This window comes from Actinopolyspora mzabensis, from assembly GCF_900101095.1.
GTDB lineage: Bacteria > Actinomycetota > Actinomycetes > Mycobacteriales > Pseudonocardiaceae > Actinopolyspora > Actinopolyspora mzabensis.
Genome location: NZ_FNFM01000004.1, coordinates 1 through 20660, shown reverse-complemented (window position 1 = coordinate 20660; position 20660 = coordinate 1). Strand labels below are relative to the sequence as shown.

Annotated in this window: 16 protein-coding genes; 4 read left to right on the top strand and 12 right to left on the bottom strand. The window is 67.1% G+C overall.

From position 1 onward, the window contains the following. Positions 1–28: 28 nt before the first annotated feature. Together BLR41_RS07325 and BLR41_RS07320 are read right to left on the bottom strand one after the other, a co-directional pair. Positions 29–1690 carry a hypothetical protein gene (locus BLR41_RS07325; RefSeq protein ID WP_092627262.1) on the bottom strand — a complete coding sequence of 554 codons (1662 nt, stop codon included), beginning with the start codon at positions 1688–1690 and terminating at the stop codon, positions 29–31. 1 nt (position 1691) lies between these two features. Further along, a complete protein-coding gene (locus tag BLR41_RS07320; protein ID WP_092627537.1) occupies positions 1692–2891 on the bottom strand; it encodes a glycosyltransferase in 1200 nt (399 codons plus the stop codon). A 230-nt stretch (positions 2892–3121) separates the two neighbouring features. Between BLR41_RS07320 and BLR41_RS07315 the strand changes: the two genes are divergently transcribed. Together BLR41_RS07315 and BLR41_RS07310 are read left to right on the top strand one after the other, a co-directional pair. Then, positions 3122–4411, top strand: a complete 1290-nt coding sequence (locus tag BLR41_RS07315; RefSeq protein ID WP_092627261.1) for an O-antigen ligase family protein — start codon at positions 3122–3124, stop codon at positions 4409–4411. Between the two features lie 182 nt (positions 4412–4593). Beyond that, entirely contained in the window at positions 4594–5772 is a 1179-nt protein-coding gene (locus tag BLR41_RS07310) for a glycosyltransferase (RefSeq protein WP_218119994.1), read from the top strand. Here BLR41_RS07310 and BLR41_RS07305 read toward each other — a convergent pair. From BLR41_RS07305 to BLR41_RS07295, 3 genes are all read right to left on the bottom strand, one after another. Then, a complete protein-coding gene (locus tag BLR41_RS07305; RefSeq protein ID WP_092627259.1) occupies positions 5702–6904 on the bottom strand; it encodes a GDSL-type esterase/lipase family protein in 1203 nt (400 codons plus the stop codon). The two genes, BLR41_RS07310 and BLR41_RS07305, sit on opposite strands and share 71 nt — an antisense overlap. Positions 6905–6995: 91 nt before the next feature. Beyond that, positions 6996–7616, bottom strand: a complete 621-nt coding sequence (locus BLR41_RS07300; RefSeq protein ID WP_092627258.1) for a TetR/AcrR family transcriptional regulator — start codon at positions 7614–7616, stop codon at positions 6996–6998. Positions 7617–7726: 110 nt separating this feature from the next. Beyond that, positions 7727–9115: a sugar transferase gene (locus tag BLR41_RS07295; RefSeq protein WP_218119992.1), complete on the bottom strand. Its 1389-nt coding sequence runs from the start codon at positions 9113–9115 to the stop codon at positions 7727–7729. Between the two features lie 546 nt (positions 9116–9661). Here BLR41_RS07295 and BLR41_RS07290 point away from each other — a divergent pair. After that, on the top strand, positions 9662–11059 hold the full coding sequence (locus BLR41_RS07290) for a mycothione reductase (RefSeq protein WP_092627536.1): 1398 nt from the start codon (positions 9662–9664) through the stop codon (positions 11057–11059). Positions 11060–11190: 131 nt separating this feature from the next. Here BLR41_RS07290 and BLR41_RS07285 read toward each other — a convergent pair whose 3' ends face one another. Further along, positions 11191–12507, bottom strand: a complete 1317-nt coding sequence (locus BLR41_RS07285; protein WP_092627256.1) for a CynX/NimT family MFS transporter — start codon at positions 12505–12507, stop codon at positions 11191–11193. 49 nt (positions 12508–12556) lie between these two features. Here BLR41_RS07285 and BLR41_RS07280 point away from each other — a divergent pair, with 49 nt between their 5' ends. Next, positions 12557–13252, top strand: a complete 696-nt coding sequence (locus BLR41_RS07280) for a FadR/GntR family transcriptional regulator (protein ID WP_176797869.1) — start codon at positions 12557–12559, stop codon at positions 13250–13252. A gap of 35 nt (positions 13253–13287) precedes the next feature. Here BLR41_RS07280 and BLR41_RS07275 read toward each other — a convergent pair whose 3' ends face one another. From BLR41_RS07275 to ispG, 6 genes are all read right to left on the bottom strand, one after another. Beyond that, on the bottom strand, positions 13288–14811 hold the full coding sequence (locus tag BLR41_RS07275; RefSeq protein WP_092627534.1) for a cobyric acid synthase: 1524 nt from the start codon (positions 14809–14811) through the stop codon (positions 13288–13290). 148 nt (positions 14812–14959) lie between these two features. Beyond that, the gene (gene map / locus BLR41_RS07270; RefSeq protein WP_092627255.1) at positions 14960–15817 is read right to left on the bottom strand and encodes a type I methionyl aminopeptidase; all 858 of its coding nucleotides are present in this window, start codon (positions 15815–15817) and stop codon (positions 14960–14962) included. Between the two features lie 110 nt (positions 15818–15927). Beyond that, positions 15928–16341 carry a type II toxin-antitoxin system VapC family toxin gene (locus BLR41_RS07265; protein WP_092627533.1) on the bottom strand — a complete coding sequence of 138 codons (414 nt, stop codon included), beginning with the start codon at positions 16339–16341 and terminating at the stop codon, positions 15928–15930. Positions 16342–16414: 73 nt separating this feature from the next. Then, a complete protein-coding gene (locus BLR41_RS07260; RefSeq protein WP_092627254.1) occupies positions 16415–18223 on the bottom strand; it encodes a penicillin-binding transpeptidase domain-containing protein in 1809 nt (602 codons plus the stop codon). 241 nt (positions 18224–18464) lie between these two features. Further along, entirely contained in the window at positions 18465–19301 is an 837-nt protein-coding gene (locus BLR41_RS07255; RefSeq protein ID WP_092627253.1) for a GNAT family N-acetyltransferase, read from the bottom strand. Positions 19302–19595: 294 nt separating this feature from the next. Further along, on the bottom strand, positions 19596–20660 hold a 1065-nt coding region (gene ispG / locus BLR41_RS07250), incomplete at its 5' end, for a flavodoxin-dependent (E)-4-hydroxy-3-methylbut-2-enyl-diphosphate synthase (RefSeq protein ID WP_143013022.1).

The following is a 20660-nucleotide window of genomic DNA, read 5'->3' as shown; positions in this document are numbered from 1 at the left end:
GGGGGCGGATCGGGCCGGTGACAATCGCTCACCAGTCCGTGCCGCCCCGTGGCGAACCGATGGCCGCCCCGTCGGCGTCGACGGCTCTGATCCAGTACTCCGTACTACCGTCGGGAGCCTGGGTATCGGTGAACCGCATGGTGGGCCGCGACCACGGCCAGGACTCCTTCGTCACCGTGTGGATCGGCTCGGACGCACCGACCCGCACCACTTCGTAACGAATGGCGCGGTTCTGGGCGTCCCAGGTTCCGGTCCACTCGATCGTGACGTCTCCGCTGGGCCACTGCCGCTGTACGTCCGGGGCCCGGAACGGCACCTGGGGACCGTTGTTGACCGCTTCCGGCACCGAACGCGCCGCGAACCTGGTCAACGACTGCTGCTGCGTGCCGTTGACGGTGGTGAACTCACCACCGACGACGACGTAGTCCGAACTCGCCTCGATCGTCCACGTCCCGTTCTGCCAGGGGCTGTCCGCCGGCCCACCGTCGGTGTTGGGCAACCAGGGCAGCAACGCGGGAACGGGATCTCCCTCCTCCACGTGGTTCGGGTTGGCAGCCGCGGTACCGGCCACGGCCGTGCTCTCCGCGGTCAACCGCTGGTAATCGATCACCCCGTCCTCGGGAAACGCCCCGAGCGCGGCACAGGAGTGCGTGTGGGACGCCGAGTAGACCACGCCCCCGGACACGGCGACCGACTGGGTGTCGCCGTAGCACCCGTCCATCCAGACAGTGGCACCGTTGTCGATGCGCACGGCACCACGGCCCTCGAAGCGAACTGGGCCGTCGGCGTTCCAGTTGTAGGCGCCGAAGTAGGCACGGCCGTTCCCGTCGGTGTCGATGTCGGTGACCACGTCCTCGGCAGTGGGAGCCTCCCACTGCCAGGAGACGTTCGCGCCGGTGGTGTCGTCGACGGCCATCAGTGCGGAGTGGGCCTGCCCGTTGACACTGTCGAAGGCACCGCCGATGAGCGTGCGCTGCTGTGCCGGCACTGCCGAGATACTGTGGACAGTAGCGTCGGCGGTGGGGTTCCACGGCAACAGCTCTCCTGCGGTGGACACCGCGCCCAGCCTGGTGCGATCGGTGCCGTCGACACTGTCGAAAGCACCTCCCATGTAGACGGTGTCCTCGGTGACCGAGAGAGCCCGTACGCGACCTGCCACCGTCGGGTCGAACCCGTTCACCAGGGTGCGGTCGGCCGCGTCGAAGGAAGCCACTCTGGAACGCCACCGATCGTTGATCCGGTCGAAGTCACCCCCGACGTAAACCCTGCTCTCGTCGGGGGAGGCGGTGACGTTGAAAACCGTGTCGCATCGCCAGCGGTCATCGCCGAGCGAGTCGCACAGCGGACCGGGATCCGCGCTGGATTCGAACGCTGTGGAGGTCACCGAGGGGGACCAGTCGAGCAGCTGCCCGGTCCGGATGTCGAAGGCCAACAGGTTATCCCGGTCGACCTCACCGGCGCCTCCCGGAGAGACCCCGGCGGGACGGGCCTTGCTGAAGTGACCGCCCGCGTAGACGGTATCGCCCACGATCGCCATCGACAGCACGATCCCGTCCGTCTGCGGGGTGGGCAACGCGCCGGCGGTAACCGGCTGTGGTTGTTGCTCGGCCGCCCCCGCCGGAGCGGTCAACAGCCCCAGCCCGAGGATCCCGACAAAAGCCGCGCCAACTCTTCGGCTACGACGTAACATCTCACTCCTTTCTGTCCGGTTGACTCCGTCGCGGTTCGGTACGGCCGGTCACGGCGCGACCGAACAACCGCGACATCTTCCCCGTTACCGGGAAGACTCGACGGGCGCACAATCGTTCCGCGAGTTCCGCGTAGCCACGAGCCACGACGTCCCAGTCGTAGTTTCCGCGCAGCGCGGCGAGCTGGGCGCGCCCACGATCCATCGTGTCCTGTGGGAACTCCTCGGCACGGTCGAAGCATTCGGCCAACGAAACCGGATCGGTGAAATAGACCCCGTGCTCCCCCAGCACTTCCCGGTTGAACGGCACGTCGTAGGCCGAGGTCGCGGTTGCGGCCCCCATCGCTCGCAGCAATGAGGGATTGGTGCCACCGACCGAATGCCCGTGAACATAAGTGAGCGCGTTCGCGTAGAGCTGGTCGAGCCCCCGCTGATCCCAGATCGACCCCAGCAGCCTCACCCCGGAGCCGCGCGCCGCGAGCCTGCGGACGTGCGCGGTATAGGAATCCGCGTAAGGAGCCGCCCCCACGATCACCAGCGGATGCGCCGCACCGCTCCGGAGATATCCGGCCACCGCGACGTCCACGTGGTTCTCCGGTTCGAAACGCGCCACCACCAGGTGGTACTCCCCGGCCCGCAGCCCGTGCTCGGAGAGGGTGTCGGCACCGACCGTGTCCAGGACGGGAGCGCCGTAGGGGATGTATTCCGTGTCGACGCCGAACCGCTGTGCGTAGTACTCCTGGATCCCCCTGGAATCGGCGATGAGCGCGTCGGAACAGCGAACCGCCGCCGCTTCGGCCGCCCTGTAGTAACGGGACCCGAACCTCCCCCACTTGGCACGTTTCCACTCCAAGCCGTCTACATGGGTGACGACCGGCACCCCGCGAGCACGCAGCAGGGGCAGGAACGGCGCGTTCGCGGCGTTGAAAACCACGGCCACATCCGGTGGATTCCGCAGCAGGTGGCCCACCGAGAGCCCGGTGTGACTCAACGTCTCCAGGGTTTTCTTGCGGAGAGCGGGCAACCGCACCAACCGCATTCCCCGGTACCCGGGACTTCGTTCGGCCTCGTCGTTGCCGTTGCGGCAGTACACGGTGACCTCGTGGCCCAGTCGAACCAACCGGGCCCCGACCTCCTCCACGCAGGTCTCGAATCCACCGTATCGCGCGGGAACACCCCGCGTACCCAACATCGCTATGCGCATCGCCGTCCAATCGAATCGCGCCTGTTCGCCGTAGTTCGGCAATCAATGGTGCGGGCGCGGTGACCGCTGTATAAGCTCGCGGTATCAGTTCGTTACCAGATCTCCTCCGAGACGCGCTCCTCGACTCGTTTCCGTCCTCGCGAGCACACGCTGTCCGGGCGACCGGTTCCCGCCACCTCGGGCGGGACTGGTAGAACCCGTTTCGCAAGACACCCAAGCCGAGGATTTCCGTGCTCGACTATCGCCACTTCCTTACCGACGCATCCGGTTTCCGCTCCGATCGGGACGCGATCCGACTGACCGTGTGCGCACTGGCGTTCATCATAGCCAGCGAGTACGAATTCCGACTCCGCGATCAGGACCAGTCCATTTCGGGCAACCCGGACCTTTTCGTGCTGCTCGAGATCGCCACCTACGGAGTGATCTCCTGCTGGTTGTTCCTGCGGTTCCGCCCCACGCCGAGGCTCGTGACGGCCCACTGGACGACACTCGCGGCTTATGCCTACGTCGCGGTGTTCTTTTTGTCCACAGTGTACTCACCGTATTTCGAGATGGCTCTGGTGCGGTCCTGCCAGATGGCGGTCATCCTGGCACTGACGCGTACGACGGCGCGGCACGCGGATCGCGCGAGCATGCACTTCTTCGCACACGCCTACAGCGTGCTGATCACGGTATCGGTGATCTTCGGAGTGCTTGTCCCCTTCCCGCGCAGGGAAAGCCAGCCGGATCGGTTCACCTGGTTGCACCTGCACCCCGTCGCCGCGGGGCAGCTACTGGCGATCGCCGTGATCGTGCTCGCGAGCTACGTCATCGGCCGACGCAACACCAGGACCGGTCCGCGCTGGCCGCTGGGGATCTATCTCGGCATGCTGACCGTCTGTGCCGGCGGGCTGATCGCGACGAACACGCGGAGCGCGGCACTGGCCGCCGCCGTCGGTTCGGTCGTGGCGCTGTGGATCAGGTGGCGGGGAACCCGCAGGCTGGAGATAACGGCTTTCCTCTTCGTCGGCGTGTTGACCGTGGTACTGGCCGCCGCCCCGGCCATCGCCGGATTCTTCACTCGCGGGCACTCGATGTCGCGGCTGCTGACCCTCAACGCCCGTACCGAACTGTGGAGCTACGCCCTCGAAGCCTTCGCCCAACGGCCGTTGTACGGCCACGGCCTGAGTGCCACTCGCGGGCTCTTCCTCGACGAGATGGGACTCGGCGGCGGTCACAACGCCGTGATCAACCTGCTCGTGAACACCGGCCTGCTCGGACTGCTCGTCTGGTCGGCGCTGGTGATCGGTATATTCGTCAACACCACGCGCGCCAAGCGGCTACGACCGGAACCGCGAGCAGACCGCACCCTCATCATCTCGGTCACCTTGGGAATGCTGGCCAACTCGGTGTTCGCCGAATCCCTCGGTGCGCCCGCCAACGCATCGGCCGTGTGGCTCCTGATGCTCGCGGCCTGGGCCGGGACGCTCCGGACGGAAACGGAACCCGCGGGCAACGGGAACCCCGCGGCCAACCGCTGACAGCGTCGACCCCCCTCGACCTCCGCACCTCCCGCGACGCCGGGACAGCCACGATGGGAGCAGCGATGACCCGTTCGCCGTTCGAAAGCCCCGTTACGGCCCGGAGGACAGCGGCGATGTTTCGGAGGTTTGTCCGCGACCGCTTTCGGCCCCACGCCCCTCGGGACCACTCGCCGAGCGAATTGCTGCTGGTACACCCCTCCGCCGAGTTGTACGGTTCCGACCGCGTGTTCCTCGAATCGGTGCGAGCGCTGACCGGGGCGGGACACCGTGTACTGGTGGTACTGCCCGGAGAGGGGCCGCTCGTATCGCAGCTGCGACGAACCGGAGCACGGGTGCACCACTGCCCCACGGCGGTGCTGCGCAAAAGCGTGCTGCACCCCACCGGCCTGCTCGGTTTCCTGCGGGACGGCCTCGTCTCGTTACCCGCCGTACTTCGAGTGCTGAGACGTCGTTACGCGGCCGTCTACATCAGTACGATCACCGTTCCCACCTGGACGTTGCTGGCCGCCGCGCTCGGGCATCGGGTGGTGACGCACGTGCACGAAGCCGAGGACACCCAACCGTTACCGATACGTGTCGGGCTGACGCTACCCTTGCTCGCTTCCCGCCGCGTCGTGGTAAACAGTCGTGCCGCCGCGGACGTGCTGCACCGCGCGATTCCCCGGCTGCGGGACCGCACAAGTGTGGTCTACAACGGGGTCGCGGGCCCCGCCGAACACCCCCGCGCGGAAACCTCGAGCACCCGGCCGCACCGGCTCATCCTGGTGGGCAGACTTTCGCCGCGCAAGGGCACGGACACGGCGGTTCGGGCGCTCGCGCTGCTGCGGGAACGGGGGCATCCGGTCACGCTGGACCTGATCGGCTCCGCCTTCGACGGTTACGAATGGTTCGAACGCGAGATCGAGCGCCTGGTCCGTGCGCACGGGCTGTCGGACTCGGTCCGGCTGCACGGCTTCGACTCCGATGTCTGGCACCACTACGCCGAAGCAGACATCGCCCTGGTGCCCTCCCGATTCGAGCCGTTCGGCAACACCGCTGTGGAGGCGCAGCTCGCCGGATTGCCGGTGGTGGTCACCGACGTCCAGGGACTTCCCGAAACCGTCGGTGACGGCAGCCGCGGCCACATCGTCGGAGCCGACGACCCCGAGGCCCTCGCGGACGGCGTGGAACGGCTGCTACTCGACTGGCCGGGTGCGTTGGAGCTCGCGGAGCACGCCTGTCGCGAGGCCGCCGCGCTGTTCGCCCCGGAGCGCTACCACGAGTCGCTACGAGAAACGATCGACGAGCTCACCGCGCCCGGGACCGCTGGTCGTCGTGCCCCGCGAAGGGCCCTTCGGGGGCGAAGGCGAACCCGGTGAAACGTTCACCCATACGACGGTGAGCGGCGGAATCCGGATGGAGCTCGTCGGGTAGTGGTAGTTCGGCGTAATCGGTCGGGCCGTAGAGTTCGCGTCCGTCCAGGTAGTGCAACCTCGGATCCTCCTCCGCCCGCTGCGCCACGATCCCGGCCAGTTCCGCTCGGATCGTTTCCAGCGTGAGCTTCCCGTTCGCACGTTCCGCCGGGTCCCCGGTGGCGAGGAAGCGCAACCGCCCGAGGTCGGACTCGGTGAAGTCGGGAGCGCTGGGGCCCGGGGTGGCTTCGTGGATCGGGCAGTGGATGGGTGAGACGACCAGCAGCGGAGCGTCGGGGTGCCCTTCCCGGATGGTGTCGAGGAAACCGTGCACCGCGGGTGTGAAGGCGCGCAGCCGCATCAGATCGGCGTTGACCAGGTTGATGCCGAGCTTGAGGCTGATCAGGTCGGCCGGGGTGTCGCGCATCGTTCGCGCCGTGAACGGATCGAGCAGCGCGCTGCCGCCCAGTCCCAGATTGATCAGGTCCGCACCAGCGGTGTTCGCGGCGATCGCGGGCCAGGTCGCGGTGGGGCTCGCGGCGTTGGAACCGTGGCTGATCGAGCTGCCGTGGTGCAACCAGACGGCACGGCCCGATTCCGGGGACGGCTCGACAGGGGCGTCGGTGCGCAGGGCCACGAGTTCGGTGGTCTCGTCGTGCGGTAACCAGATCTCGAGGTCCTTCACACGTCCGGGCAGTCCGGTGAAGCGAAGGGTTCCGACCGGCCCGGGGTACCGCTGGACGTCACCTGTCGTCATGTCGATGTCGAGGGTGTCACCCCCGCTGACGTGGGCCTGCTCCACCAGCGAGCCGTCGACGAGCAGGTCGTAGATTCCGTCCGGTCGAGGCGGCACCCCACGATAGGTCCGCTTGGCCGGCACGGTGTCCAGCTCGACGGTGGTGGCTCGACTGCGCAGGGCGAGCCGGACACCGGAGGGCTGGCTCTCGGCCATGGCGAGTTGCCCGTCACCGCCCTGGGCGAGCGCCCTGGCGGGCAGCCGGTGCGGTAGCAACCCCCGTTCGGTGTGCTCCGTCTCCACCGCGCCGCGCAGCAGATCAGCGGTGAGGGGTGTGTCGATCAAGGTGTGTTCGTGGTGCATGGCCTTTTCCTGTCGCGTGTTGCCGGGCCGAAACCGCAGGTTGTTTCCCGGTACGTTTCGGATCCGCGAGCGCTGCCGGGGTTCGAGTCCCCTACTGGGAGGCCTCGGGCTGGGAGGCCTCGGTTCGGGAAGCGTCGGAATGGGAGGGGTCGGGCCAGTTCCGCAGCAGGCCATCGAGGACTTCCACGATTCGCGCCCAGGACCGCTCGCTGTCGGGAGCGCTGTGGCTGAACCCACCCTCCAGCTCCAGGCTGACGTAGCCGTGGAAAACGCTGCCCAGCAGTCGAACCGCGTGTGTCTGCTCGTCGCCGGTGAGGTCGTAACCCCGCAGGACCGCGCGCAGGAGCCGCGCGTGCCTGACTCCGGCACTCGCTGCCGCCGTCTCCGGATCGAGCCGGTATCGGCTCGCGGCGTAGCGGCCGGGATGTTGCCGGGCGTAATCACGGTAGACCTCGGCGAAGGCGAGGAGGGCGGCCCTACCCGCCCGCCCGGCCAGTGCGGTAGCGGCGCGATCGGTGAGTTCCTCCAGGGCGAGCAGCGCGATCCCGGTCCTGAGATCGTGCGAGCCGTCCAGGTGCGAGTACAGGCTCGCGACCCTGACGCCGAATCGTCTGGCCAGCGCGGAGACCGTTACCTGCTCGAAGCCGACCTCGTCGGCCAGCTCCGCCGCTTCACCGATGATGCGTTCCGCGCTCAGCCCCGCTCTCGGCACAACCACCCCTCACTCGCAGAATCCCTAAAGGGACTATACAGAAGCCTAAAGGTTTTAGGAAATTTGCGTATAGTCACCCCAAGAGGCGGTAGCGGCCCGGCTGTCCACAGTCAGTAGGCCCCCTCCCTGGTCATCACGGCACGCACCGTCTTCCAGAGGATCATCCAGTCCAACGTCAGTGACCAGTTCTCCACGTAACGCAGATCCAGCCGCACGCTCTCGGCCCACGAGAGATCACTCCTGCCGCTGACCTGCCACAGTCCGGTCATCCCCGGACGCACCAGGAAGCGACGGTGCATCTCCGGCTCGTAGGACTCTGTCTCGGCGGGCAGCGGCGGCCTCGGCCCCACCAGTGACATGTCACCGAGGAGAACGTTGACCAGCTGTGGCAACTCGTCCATGGAGTAACCCCGCAGCACGGAGCCGAGACCGGTCACCCGGGGATCGCACCGCGACTTGAACAACGGACCGGCCCCCTCGTCGGTGAGGTCACCGTCGGAAGAGGGGGAATCGGCGCCGCTGACCATCGTCCGGAACTTCAACATCGTGAACACGTGGCCGTTGTGTCCGACGCGTCGTTGCCGGTAGAACACCGGCCCCGCACTGTTCAACTTGATGCCGATGGCTATCACGAGCAGCAGAGGTGACAGCGTCAGCAGCAACAGCAGTGCCCCCGTTCGGTCCATAACGGACTTGACGAACAGGCGCGGCCCGGTCAGCACCGGCTCGCTCAGCCGCAACAGCGGCATGCCGAGGACTTCGGACACGTGCACTCTGGGGCCGGCGATGTCCATCAGTACCGGAGCCACCACCATCTCGGTGGCAGTGCCCTCCAGTTCCCAGGACAGCCACTGCAGCCGTTGCCGTGTCCAGTACCGGTCGGCACTGATCATCACCGCCCGGTAGGCATCCAGTCGCGCCTGTCGGGCGATGTCGTCGAGACTTCCCACCACCGGAACGGAGTCGATCTGGTCGACGGCCACACCGCTCCCCGAGCGCCCCGCGGTGCACACCGCGCGGATCTGCCAACCGAGGTGGGACTCCCTCCGGGTACGCGCGATCAGATCTCGCAGTGCCTCGGGATCCCCCGCGGCGATGACCGGAAGCATGCAGCGCCCCAGCGCTCGTTTCCGATGCAGCAGTTTGCGCAGCACGTAACGCTGTAACAGACACAGCACGGCAGCAGCGGGCAAAACGGCGAAGATCCACCCCCGCAACTGCCCTAGACCGGCGGCGACCGCCCCGAAGGCCAGCAGTACGGCAGCGGTGAGCAGTGCCCTGCCCAACCGGCGGAATTCCTCGGCTCCCTGCCCGAGGATTCGGTGGTCCCAGGCCGGGACCAGGGCGGTGAGCAACGCGACGGCGGTGACGGACGCGAACAGAACCGTCAGCCACGGCTCGGCGGGCGCCGAGACCACCGTGCCTCCCGCCACCGCGAGCCCCGTGGCGGTCACATCACCGACAGCCACCAACGAGCGGTAGCGACGCTCCCAAGGCAAGGCTCGAGCACTGTGGGGCCGCTGCGCACCATCGCGGCGCCCGTCGCGCCTCGCTCCGGTGGTTCCGGGCCCGGAAGACTGGGAATCCGATCCGCCTGCGGAGGGGATCTTCTGTCGTAGCTCGACGGGATGGTCCCGCTGCCGCGAGGATAGCCGCATTCGTACTCCAACTCACCGCGAACGCACGGACCCCTCGGCCCGCGGAACCCCGTGGATTCCTTCGTCACGGGAATGTTCGACTTGCTCTTCTCCCACTTTTTCGAGCATCTTTCATGTCACGTTACATCCGGCACACCCACGCAATCGCGGAATATCCCCTGCGCACAGCGTCATCAATGCGTTCGCACCGCGTATTCCGGATAGAGAACAGCCTCGTAACAATTGGCTATTTTCTGTTCAAGGAAACAAAACTCGTCGCCGAAGGGAGCACTCGGCCCTGCCGCCCGGCGGGAGGTGTTGGCGCGCGGCCACCGGACACCGTAGGAATTTCCGGAACGAGCCCCGGGTTGTACGCGGCGATAAGGAAGCAGAGACGGGATGGGGCACGTGCGACACTTCGATCTGATCATCATCGGCACCGGTTCGGGTAACGCGATCCTCGACGAACGATTCGCCGATTGGGACGTCGCGGTCGTGGAGAAGGGCGTCGGAAGCCACTCGTCCTACGGCGGCACCTGCCTGAACGTGGGGTGCATACCGACGAAGATGTTCGTGCACACCGCCGATGTCGCGAACTCCCCGACCGCGGGAGAACGCCTCGGAGTCGGGGTACGGCTGGACGAGGTGCGGTGGCGCGAGATCAGGGACCGCGTGTTCGGCAGGATCGACACGATCTCCGAAAGCGGAAAGCGGTTCCGCAGGGACGAGAACCCCAACGTGACGCTTTACGAGGGCACCGCACGGTTCACCGCGGCACGGGAGCTCCGGGTGGAGACCGCCGAGGGGCCGACCACGATCAGTGCCGACCGAGTGGTGATCGCGGCGGGAGGTCGTCCGGTGATTCCGGAAATCCCGGGCATCGAGGACGTCGATTACCACACCAGCGACAGTGTGATGCGGCTGGAAAGCCTTCCGGAAAGCATGATCATCATGGGTACGGGCTTCATCGGGGCGGAGTTCGCGCACATCTTCTCCGCGCTGGGCGTGCGCGTGACCATGGTCGGCCGTTCCGGACGGGTGCTGCGTAGCGAGGACGTCGACATCTCGGAACGGTTCACCGAACTGGCCGCGAGGCAGTGGGATCTGCGGCTGAACCGGCGCGAGATCGAGGTGAGTGGTTCCGGGGAAGGTGTGCGGCTCCGGATGGACGGCCCGGAAGGAGCCGAGACCCTCGAAGCCGGGACGCTGCTGGTGGCGACGGGACGTCGCCCCAACTCGGACCTGCTCGACACCGCCGCGGCGGGAATCGAGACCGCCGAGGACGGAAAAGTCAAAGTGGACAGCACACAGCGCACCACCGTCGAAGGGGTGTGGGCACTGGGCGACGTCAGCAGTGAGCACGAGCTCAAGCACGTCGCCAACCATGAGGAGCGGGTGGTGCAGCACAATCTGCTGCACCCGGACACGCCGATCGAGTCCGATCACCGCTTCGTACCGCACGCGGTGTTCTCCGAACCACAGATCGCCTCGGTGGGACTCACCGAGCAGCAGGCTGCCGAACACGGCATCGGTTATGTCACCGCCACACAGGACTACGGCGGTATCGCCTACGGGTGGGCGATGGAGGACACCAGCGGTTTCGCCAAACTGCTCGCAGCCCCCTCGACCGGGAAACTGCTCGGCGCACACATCATCGGACCGCAGGCACCCACCGTGATTCAGCCGCTCATTCAGGCCATGGAGTTCGGTATCGACGCGCGCACCATGGCTCGCGGCCAATACTGGATCCACCCCGCGATGCCCGAGCTGGTCGAGAACGCACTGCTCGGGCTTCCCCTGGACTGATTGGGCGAGCACGACCGCGGGCGCGGCGTGTTCCGGTGGGCACCGCGGTGCTCACCGGGCCGCTCGGCCTCCATCGCTCGCACGAGTCCGGGCTTCGCCTCCTTCCGGAACCCCGGGACGGGGACCCCGGATCAGACGGTTCGGGGGCGCCCTGCGAACGCGCCGAGGACGGCCTGCACCGCGAGCGCTCCTATCAACACCAGCAGCGAGGCCGACCAGTTCGAGGTGACGTCGTGCAGCATTCCGAACAGGAAGGGGCCGGTGGAGGCGATCAGGTAACCGATGCTCTGCGCCATTCCCGACAACTTGCCCGTCTCGGCCGCACTGCTGGTACGTAGCGATATGAGCACCAGCGCCAGCGGGAACGCGCTCATCCCCACGCCGATCAACAGCGCCCAGAGCAGCGGCGCGCTCATCGGCGCGTACAGCACCCCGAGAAAACCGCTGATGGCCGTGGCCGCCAGACAGACCGTCCAGACCGACTGCCCCCTCGTCCTCGTGGCCAGGGGTGGCAACACCATGCTGATCGGAACACCGATCAGCAGCACCAGGCCCAGCAGTCCGCCGGCGGCGCCGGCGCCGGCACCGGCTGATTTGAACACCTCGGGAAGCCAGCCCATGACCACGTAGGCCACCAGCGACTGCATCGCGAAATAACCGGTAACCGCCCAGGCCAGCGGACTGCGCAGCAACGAGGAACCTTCCGCCGTCGCTTCCGCTCGCTGCCGGGCCCCTGCTCCGGATCGGGGAGCGCCACCACCGCCCGCCGAGTTCCAGACGACGAAGGCGGCGAGGGCGAGCACCGCCCAAGTGGCCAGTGCGAGACGCCAACCACCCAGTTCGGCACGTAACCAGGGGGTGAAGGCCGAGCCCACGGAGCCGCCCGCGGCCATCGCCGTGGTGTAGAGGCCGGTGGCCATACCAACCCGGTTGGGGAACGACTCCTTGACCACCACCGGGATGAGGACGTTGCACATCGCGATGGCCGCGCAGGCGACCACGGTGCCCGCGAGCACGGTGACCGTACCGCCCACCACCCGTAGCAGCATCGCCCCGGTCAGCACACCCAGCGCGACACCGACGACACTCCGCATCCCCCAGCGCCGTGCCAACAGCGGTGCTGCTATGCCCGCGGCCCCGAAGCACAGCGTCGGCACCGAGGTGAGCACGCCGGCCCACACCGTACTGGCACCGAGCGCGTCGCGTACCCCGCCGAGTATCGAGGAGAGGCTGGTCACCGCCGGACGCATGTTCGCCGCGGCGAGGGCGACCCCGAGCAACAGCAGTCCACCACCGGCGGCCGCGTTCCGATCGGGAAGGCCGTTGATCTCGGGGGTACTTTCGTTGGCTTGCGAACTCGCATCATTCCGGGCCTCGCCCGCCCCGGAACTGGCATCCTGGACGATCAACCGATCGGGAACGGTTTCGGTGCGCGACTCGGAAGACATCGCGTACTAGTATCGCAAACGTAGGATGTTTGGATGAAAGGACCTCGCTGTGCCCTTGGTCACGACAACGAGGACCGGTTTGGTGGATCAGGTCATCGCCCAGATGCGTGAGTTAGTCGCATCCGGCGAGTGGCCCCTCGGACAACGGATCCCACCGGAAGCGGAACTCGTCAACGCGCTCGGCGTCGGGCGGAACACGGTCCGCGAAGCGGTGCGGGCCCTGGCCCATGCGGGACTGCTGGAGGTCCGGCAGGGAGACGGCACGTTCGTACGCGCCACGAGCGAGCTGTCGGGAGCCGTGAGCAGGTTGTGCGACACCGAACTCCGACAGGTTCTCGAAGTGCGGCGCGCCCTGGAAGTGGAAAGCGCCCGATTGGCGGCGAACGCCCGGACCGAGGCCGACGTCGCGGACCTGGAGATCGCGCTGCGGGAACGGGACACCGCCCTCGCCGAACGCGACTCGGAGCGGGTCGTGCACACCGACAGCCGATTCCACCTGCGGCTGGTGGAAGCCTCGCACAACCCGGTGCTGATCCAGCTCTACCAGGGCATCAGCGAAGCGGTGCTCTCCAGCGTGGCCACCACCTTCGATCCCGAGGTTCCTCCGGAGCGCGACGTCTCCCACACCGAACTGCTCGAAGCCGTGCGCGACGGTCATCCCGAACGGGCCGCGGCCGAGGCGGGCGGCTTCCTGGACGAGCTACTCGCCGAGTTCACATCGGGGGACGAGCAGCACACCACCTGAGACCGATTCGGAGATCACGGCCGGGAACGCACTGCTCAGGGCGAGACCAGACCGCTGGAGACGCGCGGTAGACCGGCGGGGACACCACTGTCGAGCAACCGAAGCAACGCGTCGGTGTCCAGGTGGTGTTCGACCATGTCCCCGAGCAGGTCCAACTGGTCGCGGCGCAGCTCCGCGAACGAGGTGTCCGCGGCGACCCGGAAGCCGGTTCTCCCGGCGGCGCGGGCTACGCGCGCCAGGTAGTCGCGACGGAACGCGTCGTTCTCGAACAAGCCGTGCCAGTGCGTGCCCGCGACGGAGCCGTGCAGTGCTCCCTCCCCGTCACCGGCGGGAAGTCGAATCAGCGGCTCGCTCTCGGGATGACGCCGCACGCTGCCGTGGTGGATCTCGTAACCGGAAACCGGCTGCCCCAGAGCGGTGCCCACCGGATTGCCCAGCGTCTTGGTCGTCTCGAACTCGATCTCCATGTCCAGCAGTCCGAGAGCGTCGACCTCCGCGCCGGACTCGACGGGATCGTCGATCCGCTCACCCAGCATCTGGAACCCACCGCAGATCCCCAGCACCGGCAGTCCCGCGGCGGCGTGTCCGAGAACCGCCTCGGCCAGTCCGGTTCGCCGGAGCCAGTCGAGATCGCCGACCGTGGACTTGGAACCGGGAAGCACCACCAGATCGGCATCAGCGATCCGGGAGGGCTCGGTCACGAAGCGCACCGAGACACCGGGTTCGGCGGCCAGTGCCTCGACGTCGGTGGCATTGGATATGCGAGGCAGTCGCGGCACGGCCACCCGCAGCCACTGCTCGCCCACCGGTGGGGCGGGACGACCCACCACCCCGTCGGCCACGTACGACAGCGAGTCCTCGGCGTCCAACCAGAGCTCCTCCGACCACGGCAGTACACCGTGCACGCTTCGACCGGTGAGTTCGGTGAGTTCCCGCAACCCCGGGGTGAGCAGCTCGGGCTCACCGCGAAACTTGTTGACCACGAACCCGGAAACGAGCGCCTGATCGGCCGGATCCAGCAGCGCGAGCGTGCCGAACAACTGCGCGAACACCCCACCCCTGTCGATGTCGCCGACCACCAGCACGGGCAGCTCGGCGGCACGGGCGAGTCCCATGTTGGCGATGTCCTGGGCACGCAGGTTGATCTCGGCCGGTGACCCGGCCCCCTCGCAGATCACGTAGTCGTACTCGGAGCGCAGTTCGGAGAGCGTCGCGGTAACCGTGTGCAGCAGTTCGGCCTTGCGCTCGCGATACGACAGCGCGGTGGCCTCCCCCGCCACCCGACCCAGCACCACGACCTGGGAAGTGCGATCACTGCCCGGCTTCAACAGCACCGGGTTGAACCGAACGTCGGACTCGACACCGGCAGCCATGGCCTGTACTGCCTGCGCACGTCCGATCTCGCCGCCCGAGGTGGTAACGACGGAGTTGTTGGACATGTTCTGCGCCTTGAACGGCGCCACCCGGGCACCGCGACGCGACAACCAACGGCAGAGCGCGGCCGCGAGTACGCTCTTGCCCGCGTCGGAGGTCGTCCCGGCAACCAGCAGTGAATTCACGTCGGATTTCATACACCACGACCACGGCACCGCACGCCCACCCGCCACGCGGAAGTGCCCTCGCTCACACTCCGCTCCCTCCCGCGACACGGGGGCGTGCCCGACGTGAGCGCGCCCCGGCCGGGCATCTGCGTTGTTTCCGTAGCGTTCAGGGACGAGTGAGGATCTCGTTGCCGTCCTCGGTGATCAGAATGGTGTGCTCGAACTGCGCGGTCCAGCTCTTGTCACTGGTCGTGACCGTCCAGCCGTCGTCCCAGACGTCGTACTCGTGGGTCCCGAGCGTGATCATCGGTTCGATGGTGAACGTCATACCGGGTTCGATCACCGTCTGTACCGATGGTTCGTCGTAGTGCAGCACCACGAGACCGCTGTGGAACGAGCGGCCGATGCCGTGCCCGGTGAAGTCCCGTACGACTCCGTAACCGAAACGCTTGGCGTAGGACTCGATGACTCGTCCGATCACGTTCAGCTGCCGCCCCGGCTTCGCCGCTCGGATCGCGCGCATCGTGGCCTCGTGAGTACGCTCCACGAGCAACCGAGCCTCCTCGGAGACCTCGCCCGCGAGGAAGGTCGCGTTGTTGTCACCGTGCACACCGCCGATGTATCCGGTCACGTCGACGTTGACGATGTCCCCGTCCTCGATCACCGTGGAATCGGGTATCCCGTGGCAGATGACCTCGTTCAACGAGGTGCAGCACGACTTCGGAAAACCGCGGTAACCGAGGGTGGAGGGGTAGACCCCGTTGTCGACGAAGAACTCGTGCACCACGGCGTCCACGTGGTCGGTGGTCACACCGGGACGGACCGCCTTGCCCGCCTCCTCCAACGCCTGGGCCGCGAGCTTGCCGGCGACCCGCATGGCATCGATCACTTCGGGAGGCTGCACGTCGGGATCGGTATTGCGCCGCGGTGCCGGTTTGTCGACGTACTCGGGACGCTCGATACCGGACGGCACCGGACGGCGAGGGGTTTGCTGTCCTGGTTGCAGCGGGCTTCGTACGGGCATGTCCTCACTCTAGAACGTCGGCGCCACGCGCAACCGCCCGCAGTCGACCACGTGGCCCCGAAATGACCAACCACACAGCGCCGTACCGAAAGCGGGGAGGACGACTCCGCTCAACCGGTCACACCGGGTGCGTCGTTGCCCGGTGAAACGGTCACCAGTCCGACGCGTTCGGCGGCACGCAGCATCACCGGGTCGTAGGAGACGAACGCGTGCAGTCCGTCCCGCGCCCGGCAGGCGGATGCCAACTGGATGGCCTCGGTGGAGCTAAGTGGCGAGTCGAATTCGCTAGCCGTGTCGAGCACGTCCTGCCCGACGGGTAGTTGTTCGATCTTCGATACCACGATCGAGGCAAGATCCTCGGCCGCGGGCCCCGCCGTACGAAAACTACGGAGTATGTCGACCCTGGAAACCGCACTGGTGGCACGTGGCTGTTCCCAGTTGCTCCGGATCCACACGCTGAGCGCGTTGCTCTCCGGCTCCGCGGCGATCAGTTTCTGCAGGGCAGAAGAATCGAAGTAGATCACATCCACTCCCGTCCACGGTGATCTCGCACCGCGCCCGGAACGGCACGGTGCGCGACAACCTAACACACCGGGATCAGCCGATCCCGGAGAGAAACTCCTTCGAGACCCGAACCGCCCGCTCCGAGGTCCCCGCGTCGGTCACCAGCACCGCGAACGACAGGTCCCCCCGATAGCCGGTGAACCACCCGTGCGCCCGACTGCCGTCGCCGAACTGTGCTGTTCCCGTCTTACCCGCCACCTCGCCGAGACCGGACAGCTCGGTGGCGGTCCCGGAGCGCACGACCTCCCGCATCATCTCGCGGAGTTTCCGCAACGCCTGTTCGGAGGGGGCGCGTTTCGCCTGCTCGTTCACCCGCGTGTCGGCGGATTCGAGCAGTTTGGGCGTGGGCATGGAGCCATGGGCCACCGAGGCGCTGGCCAGCGCCATCCCGAACGGGCTGGCGAGCACCTTGCCCTGGCCGATGCCGTTGACCGCCCGCGTCACCTCCTCCTCGGAGGAGGGCACTTCTCCGGTCAGGGTGGTTATGCCGGGGATCGCGAAGTCGGCGCCGATACCCAGTTTCTTCGCGGCCGTCGGCAACGCCGAGGCGGGCAGCCGGGAGGCCAGTCCGGCGAAGGTGGTGTTGCAGGACTCGGCGAAGGCCTTCTTCATCGTCACGCGGCCGAGGTCGAAATGGTGCGCGTTGGGCAGCGTCTTCCCGTTGAAGGTCCGCTCCGCGGGACAACCGAGCTCAGTACCGATGTCGACCTCTCCGGCTTCGAGAGCCGCGAGAGCGGTCGCCATCTTGAAGGTGGAGCCCGGCGGGTACTGCCCCGTGAGTGCCAGTGCCCCCTTGTCGTCGGCGGCCCTGTTCTGCGCCACAGCCAGCACACCACCGCTGGAGGGGCGCATCGCCACGATCATGGCGGGCTTGTCGAGCGGGTTCACCGCGTTCTCGGCGGCCCGCTGCACCTTGTCGCTGAGGGTGGTCCGGAGTGCCTCGGTAGGCTCGGGTTCGACCTGGTGCAGCGTTTTCAGCTCGGCGCCGGAGGAGTTGGCCGTGAAGACGCGCCAGCCGTCGCTGCCGTTCAACCGATCTTTCCGGTTCTTGGAGATGGCGGGCAGCACCTGGGAGGCGTAGTCCTGTTCCGAAGCCACCAGGGCGGTCCTGTCCGGGAACCGGACACCTGGTAATTCGTATATCGCGGACTTGACCCGCCGATAGTCGGACAGGCGCAATGTGACCACGGTGTAGGCCTGGTTCTCGGGCGTCTCCTTGGCGCCCTCGACTATTCCCCGCTTGGTGACGCCGGGGGCCACCGGCTCCAGCCCCTGGGCCAGTGATCCGGCGACCTCGGGGAGGTTGTCCACCTCCTTGCGCACCACTGTGACGCGAACCAGTCGTTGGGGCCCCATCAGACGAGTACCGTCCCGGCCCAGGACCGGCGCGGGAGTGGCGGGGTCCAGCTGGTGGTGCAGGCTCTGCCCCGAACCGAGCTCGGGATGCACCACGGCGGGCTGCCAGTGGACCTTCCAGGCGTTGTCGTTCTCGCGCAGCTCGAACTCACCGTCGTAGCTCCACACCCGGTCGGAGCCGAAATTCCACGAGACGCGGAACTTCGCGGTGGTGGGACTGCCACCGCCCCCGGAGTCGACCCCGGTGACGGAGGCCTCGACCTTCTCCGGCGAGAGATTCCGCCTGGTCTCGGCCAGGAACTTTCTAGCGGTTTCCGGTGCGTCGGTACGACCGGCAGCGGCCGCGTTGTCGCCTGCGGCGAAGTCACGCAGGTAGGCGGACGCCGCGTCCTCGGCCGAGGGGCCGGAGTCGAAGACGCCGCAGGAGGCCAGCGGCAGGGTGACGAGCAGTCCCGTCAGAAGGCTGAGAGCACGAGCTGTACGCACAGATCGCAGTATGCCGAAGAAACCGGACAGGTGTCGTGCGTACTGTGTTGCGCAGAGCGCACCATGACACGGACGGGGTCGCTGAACAGGGGAAAATATCCATCGAACGTATTACAGCGAGTAAGAAGTGTTTCGATTCACACCCGTTCCCCCGTCCAGGCAGTCGGGGCTCGCCGGACGAGAGCCGCACGAGAGGTCCTGTCGAACGAGCGCGGCAGAAAACCGGCGCAACAGAGTTCGACTAGAGCAGTACGGTGCTGAACGTTCCGGCCCGCCGGAATCCGACCTTTCGGTAGGCCGCTCTGGCTGCGATGTTGAAATCGTTGACGTAAAGGCTTGCCCTGCGCCCCATCCCGCGCACCAGATGGTCGGCGACGGCCGCCGTACCGGCGGCCCCCAGGCCACTGCCACGCCGATCGGGGTGGACCCAGACCCCCTGGATCTGACCGACGGTACCGGAGATCGCACCGATCTCCGCCTTGAAGACCACCTGACCGTCCTCGAACCTGGCGAACGCGCGACCACTGGCTATCAGATCGGCTATCCGCGCGCGGTATGCAACGGCACCACCGTTGCTACGGGGATCCACGCCGACCTCCTCGACGAACATGGACACCGCCGCGGGCAGATAACTGTCGAGCTCCTCGGAACGAACCTGGCGCACCGCGGGATCCACCCATCCCGCGGGGGGTTCGGACAGCGCCAACAACGGCTGCTCGGGGCGCACCTCCCTGGCGGGTCCCCAGTGGGCGGACAACTCGGACCACAGCGACATGACCTGCCTGGCGGGCCCGACGAGCGAGGAGCACACCCGCCGACGCCGACTCGCACGATCGGCGAACGCGCGCATCGCGTCCCTGCCCCCGCGCAGCGGTATGAGATTGGCGCCGGAGTAGCAGAGGCCGTCGAAGCCGCTGCCGTAGCCCCACAGCTCACCACTCAGATAGACCGGGTCGATCTCGGCGGCCTCGATCCGGGAAAGCACCATGCAAGCGGCCACGGGATCCGATTCCAGCAGGGAACGAACGCTTGCCAAGTCCCGTCCCTGTAACAACCGCGCACCCGCGAGCTTGAGCACCGCTCAAGCGTGCCAGAAAGCCGGGGGACAACGCCGCACGAGACATTCCGGAAGTGAGGTATTCCGCATCGAGATCACCCGATCGAAGGAACTTCTCGAGCAGGACCACCGGACTGAGCAGGGAACCCCGTTCGACAGGAGACTCCTGGCGGGACGAGGCGGAACGGCTCGCCGACGACGAGCCGTTCGTAACCATCAACCTGTTCGTAATTACCGAATCGTCGGAAACAACAGGAGCTTCCGCTTACCGACAGCCGGAGAGCACCGACAGCCGGAGAACGGGGAGCGCGCCGCTCAGCCGACGGTGACGGTAGGTGACTCCTCGGAACCCTGCTCCATCCCCTCCGCCAGGCGTCCGGCTTCCTCGATGAGGGTTTCCACGATCTGGTTCTCCGGCACGGTCTTGATCACCTCGCCCTTGACGAAGATCTGCCCCTTGCCGTTGCCCGAGGCCACCCCGAGGTCGGCCTCGCGGGCCTCACCGGGACCGTTGACCACGCAGCCCATCACGGCCACGCGGAGGGGAACCTCCATGCCCTCCAAACCGGCGGTGACCTCGTCGGCGAGTTTGTAGACGTCGACCTGCGCCCGGCCGCAGGACGGGCAGGAGACGATCTCCAGCTTGCGCGGCCGCAGGTTCAGCGACTCCAGAATCTGGGTGCCGACCTTGACCTCCTCGACCGGCGGGGCGGACAGCGACACGCGGATCGTGTCGCCGATGCCCTGCCGCAGCAGCGAACCGAAGGCCACGGCCGACTTGACCGTGCCCTGCATCGCCGGACCGGCCTCGGTCACACCGAGGTGCAGCGGGTAGTCGCACTGCTCGGCCAGCAGTTCGTAGGCCCGCACCATCACCACGGGATCGTTGTGCTTGACCGAGATCTTGACGTCGTGGAAGTCGTGCTCGGCGAACAGCGAGGCCTCCCACAACGCCGACTCGACGAGCGCCTCCGGTGTGGCCTTGCCGTACTTCTCCAGCAGACGCTTGTCCAGCGAGCCCGCGTTGACGCCGATGCGGATCGGCGTGCCGTGGTCCTTGGCCGCCTTGGAGATCTCCTTGACCTGATCGTCGAACTTGCGGATGTTGCCCGGATTGACCCGCACGGCGGCGCAGCCCGCCTCGATGGCCGCGAAGACGTACTTCGGCTGGAAGTGGATGTCGGCGATCACCGGGATCTTCGACTTCTGGGCGATCGCGGGCAGCGCCGCCGCGTCGTCGGCGGTCGGGCACGCCACACGCACGATGTCACAGCCCGAGGCGGTCAACTCGGCGATCTGCTGCAGCGTGCCGTTGATGTCGGTGGTGTTCGTCGTGGTCATCGACTGCACCGAGACCGGGTGATCACTACCGACACCGAC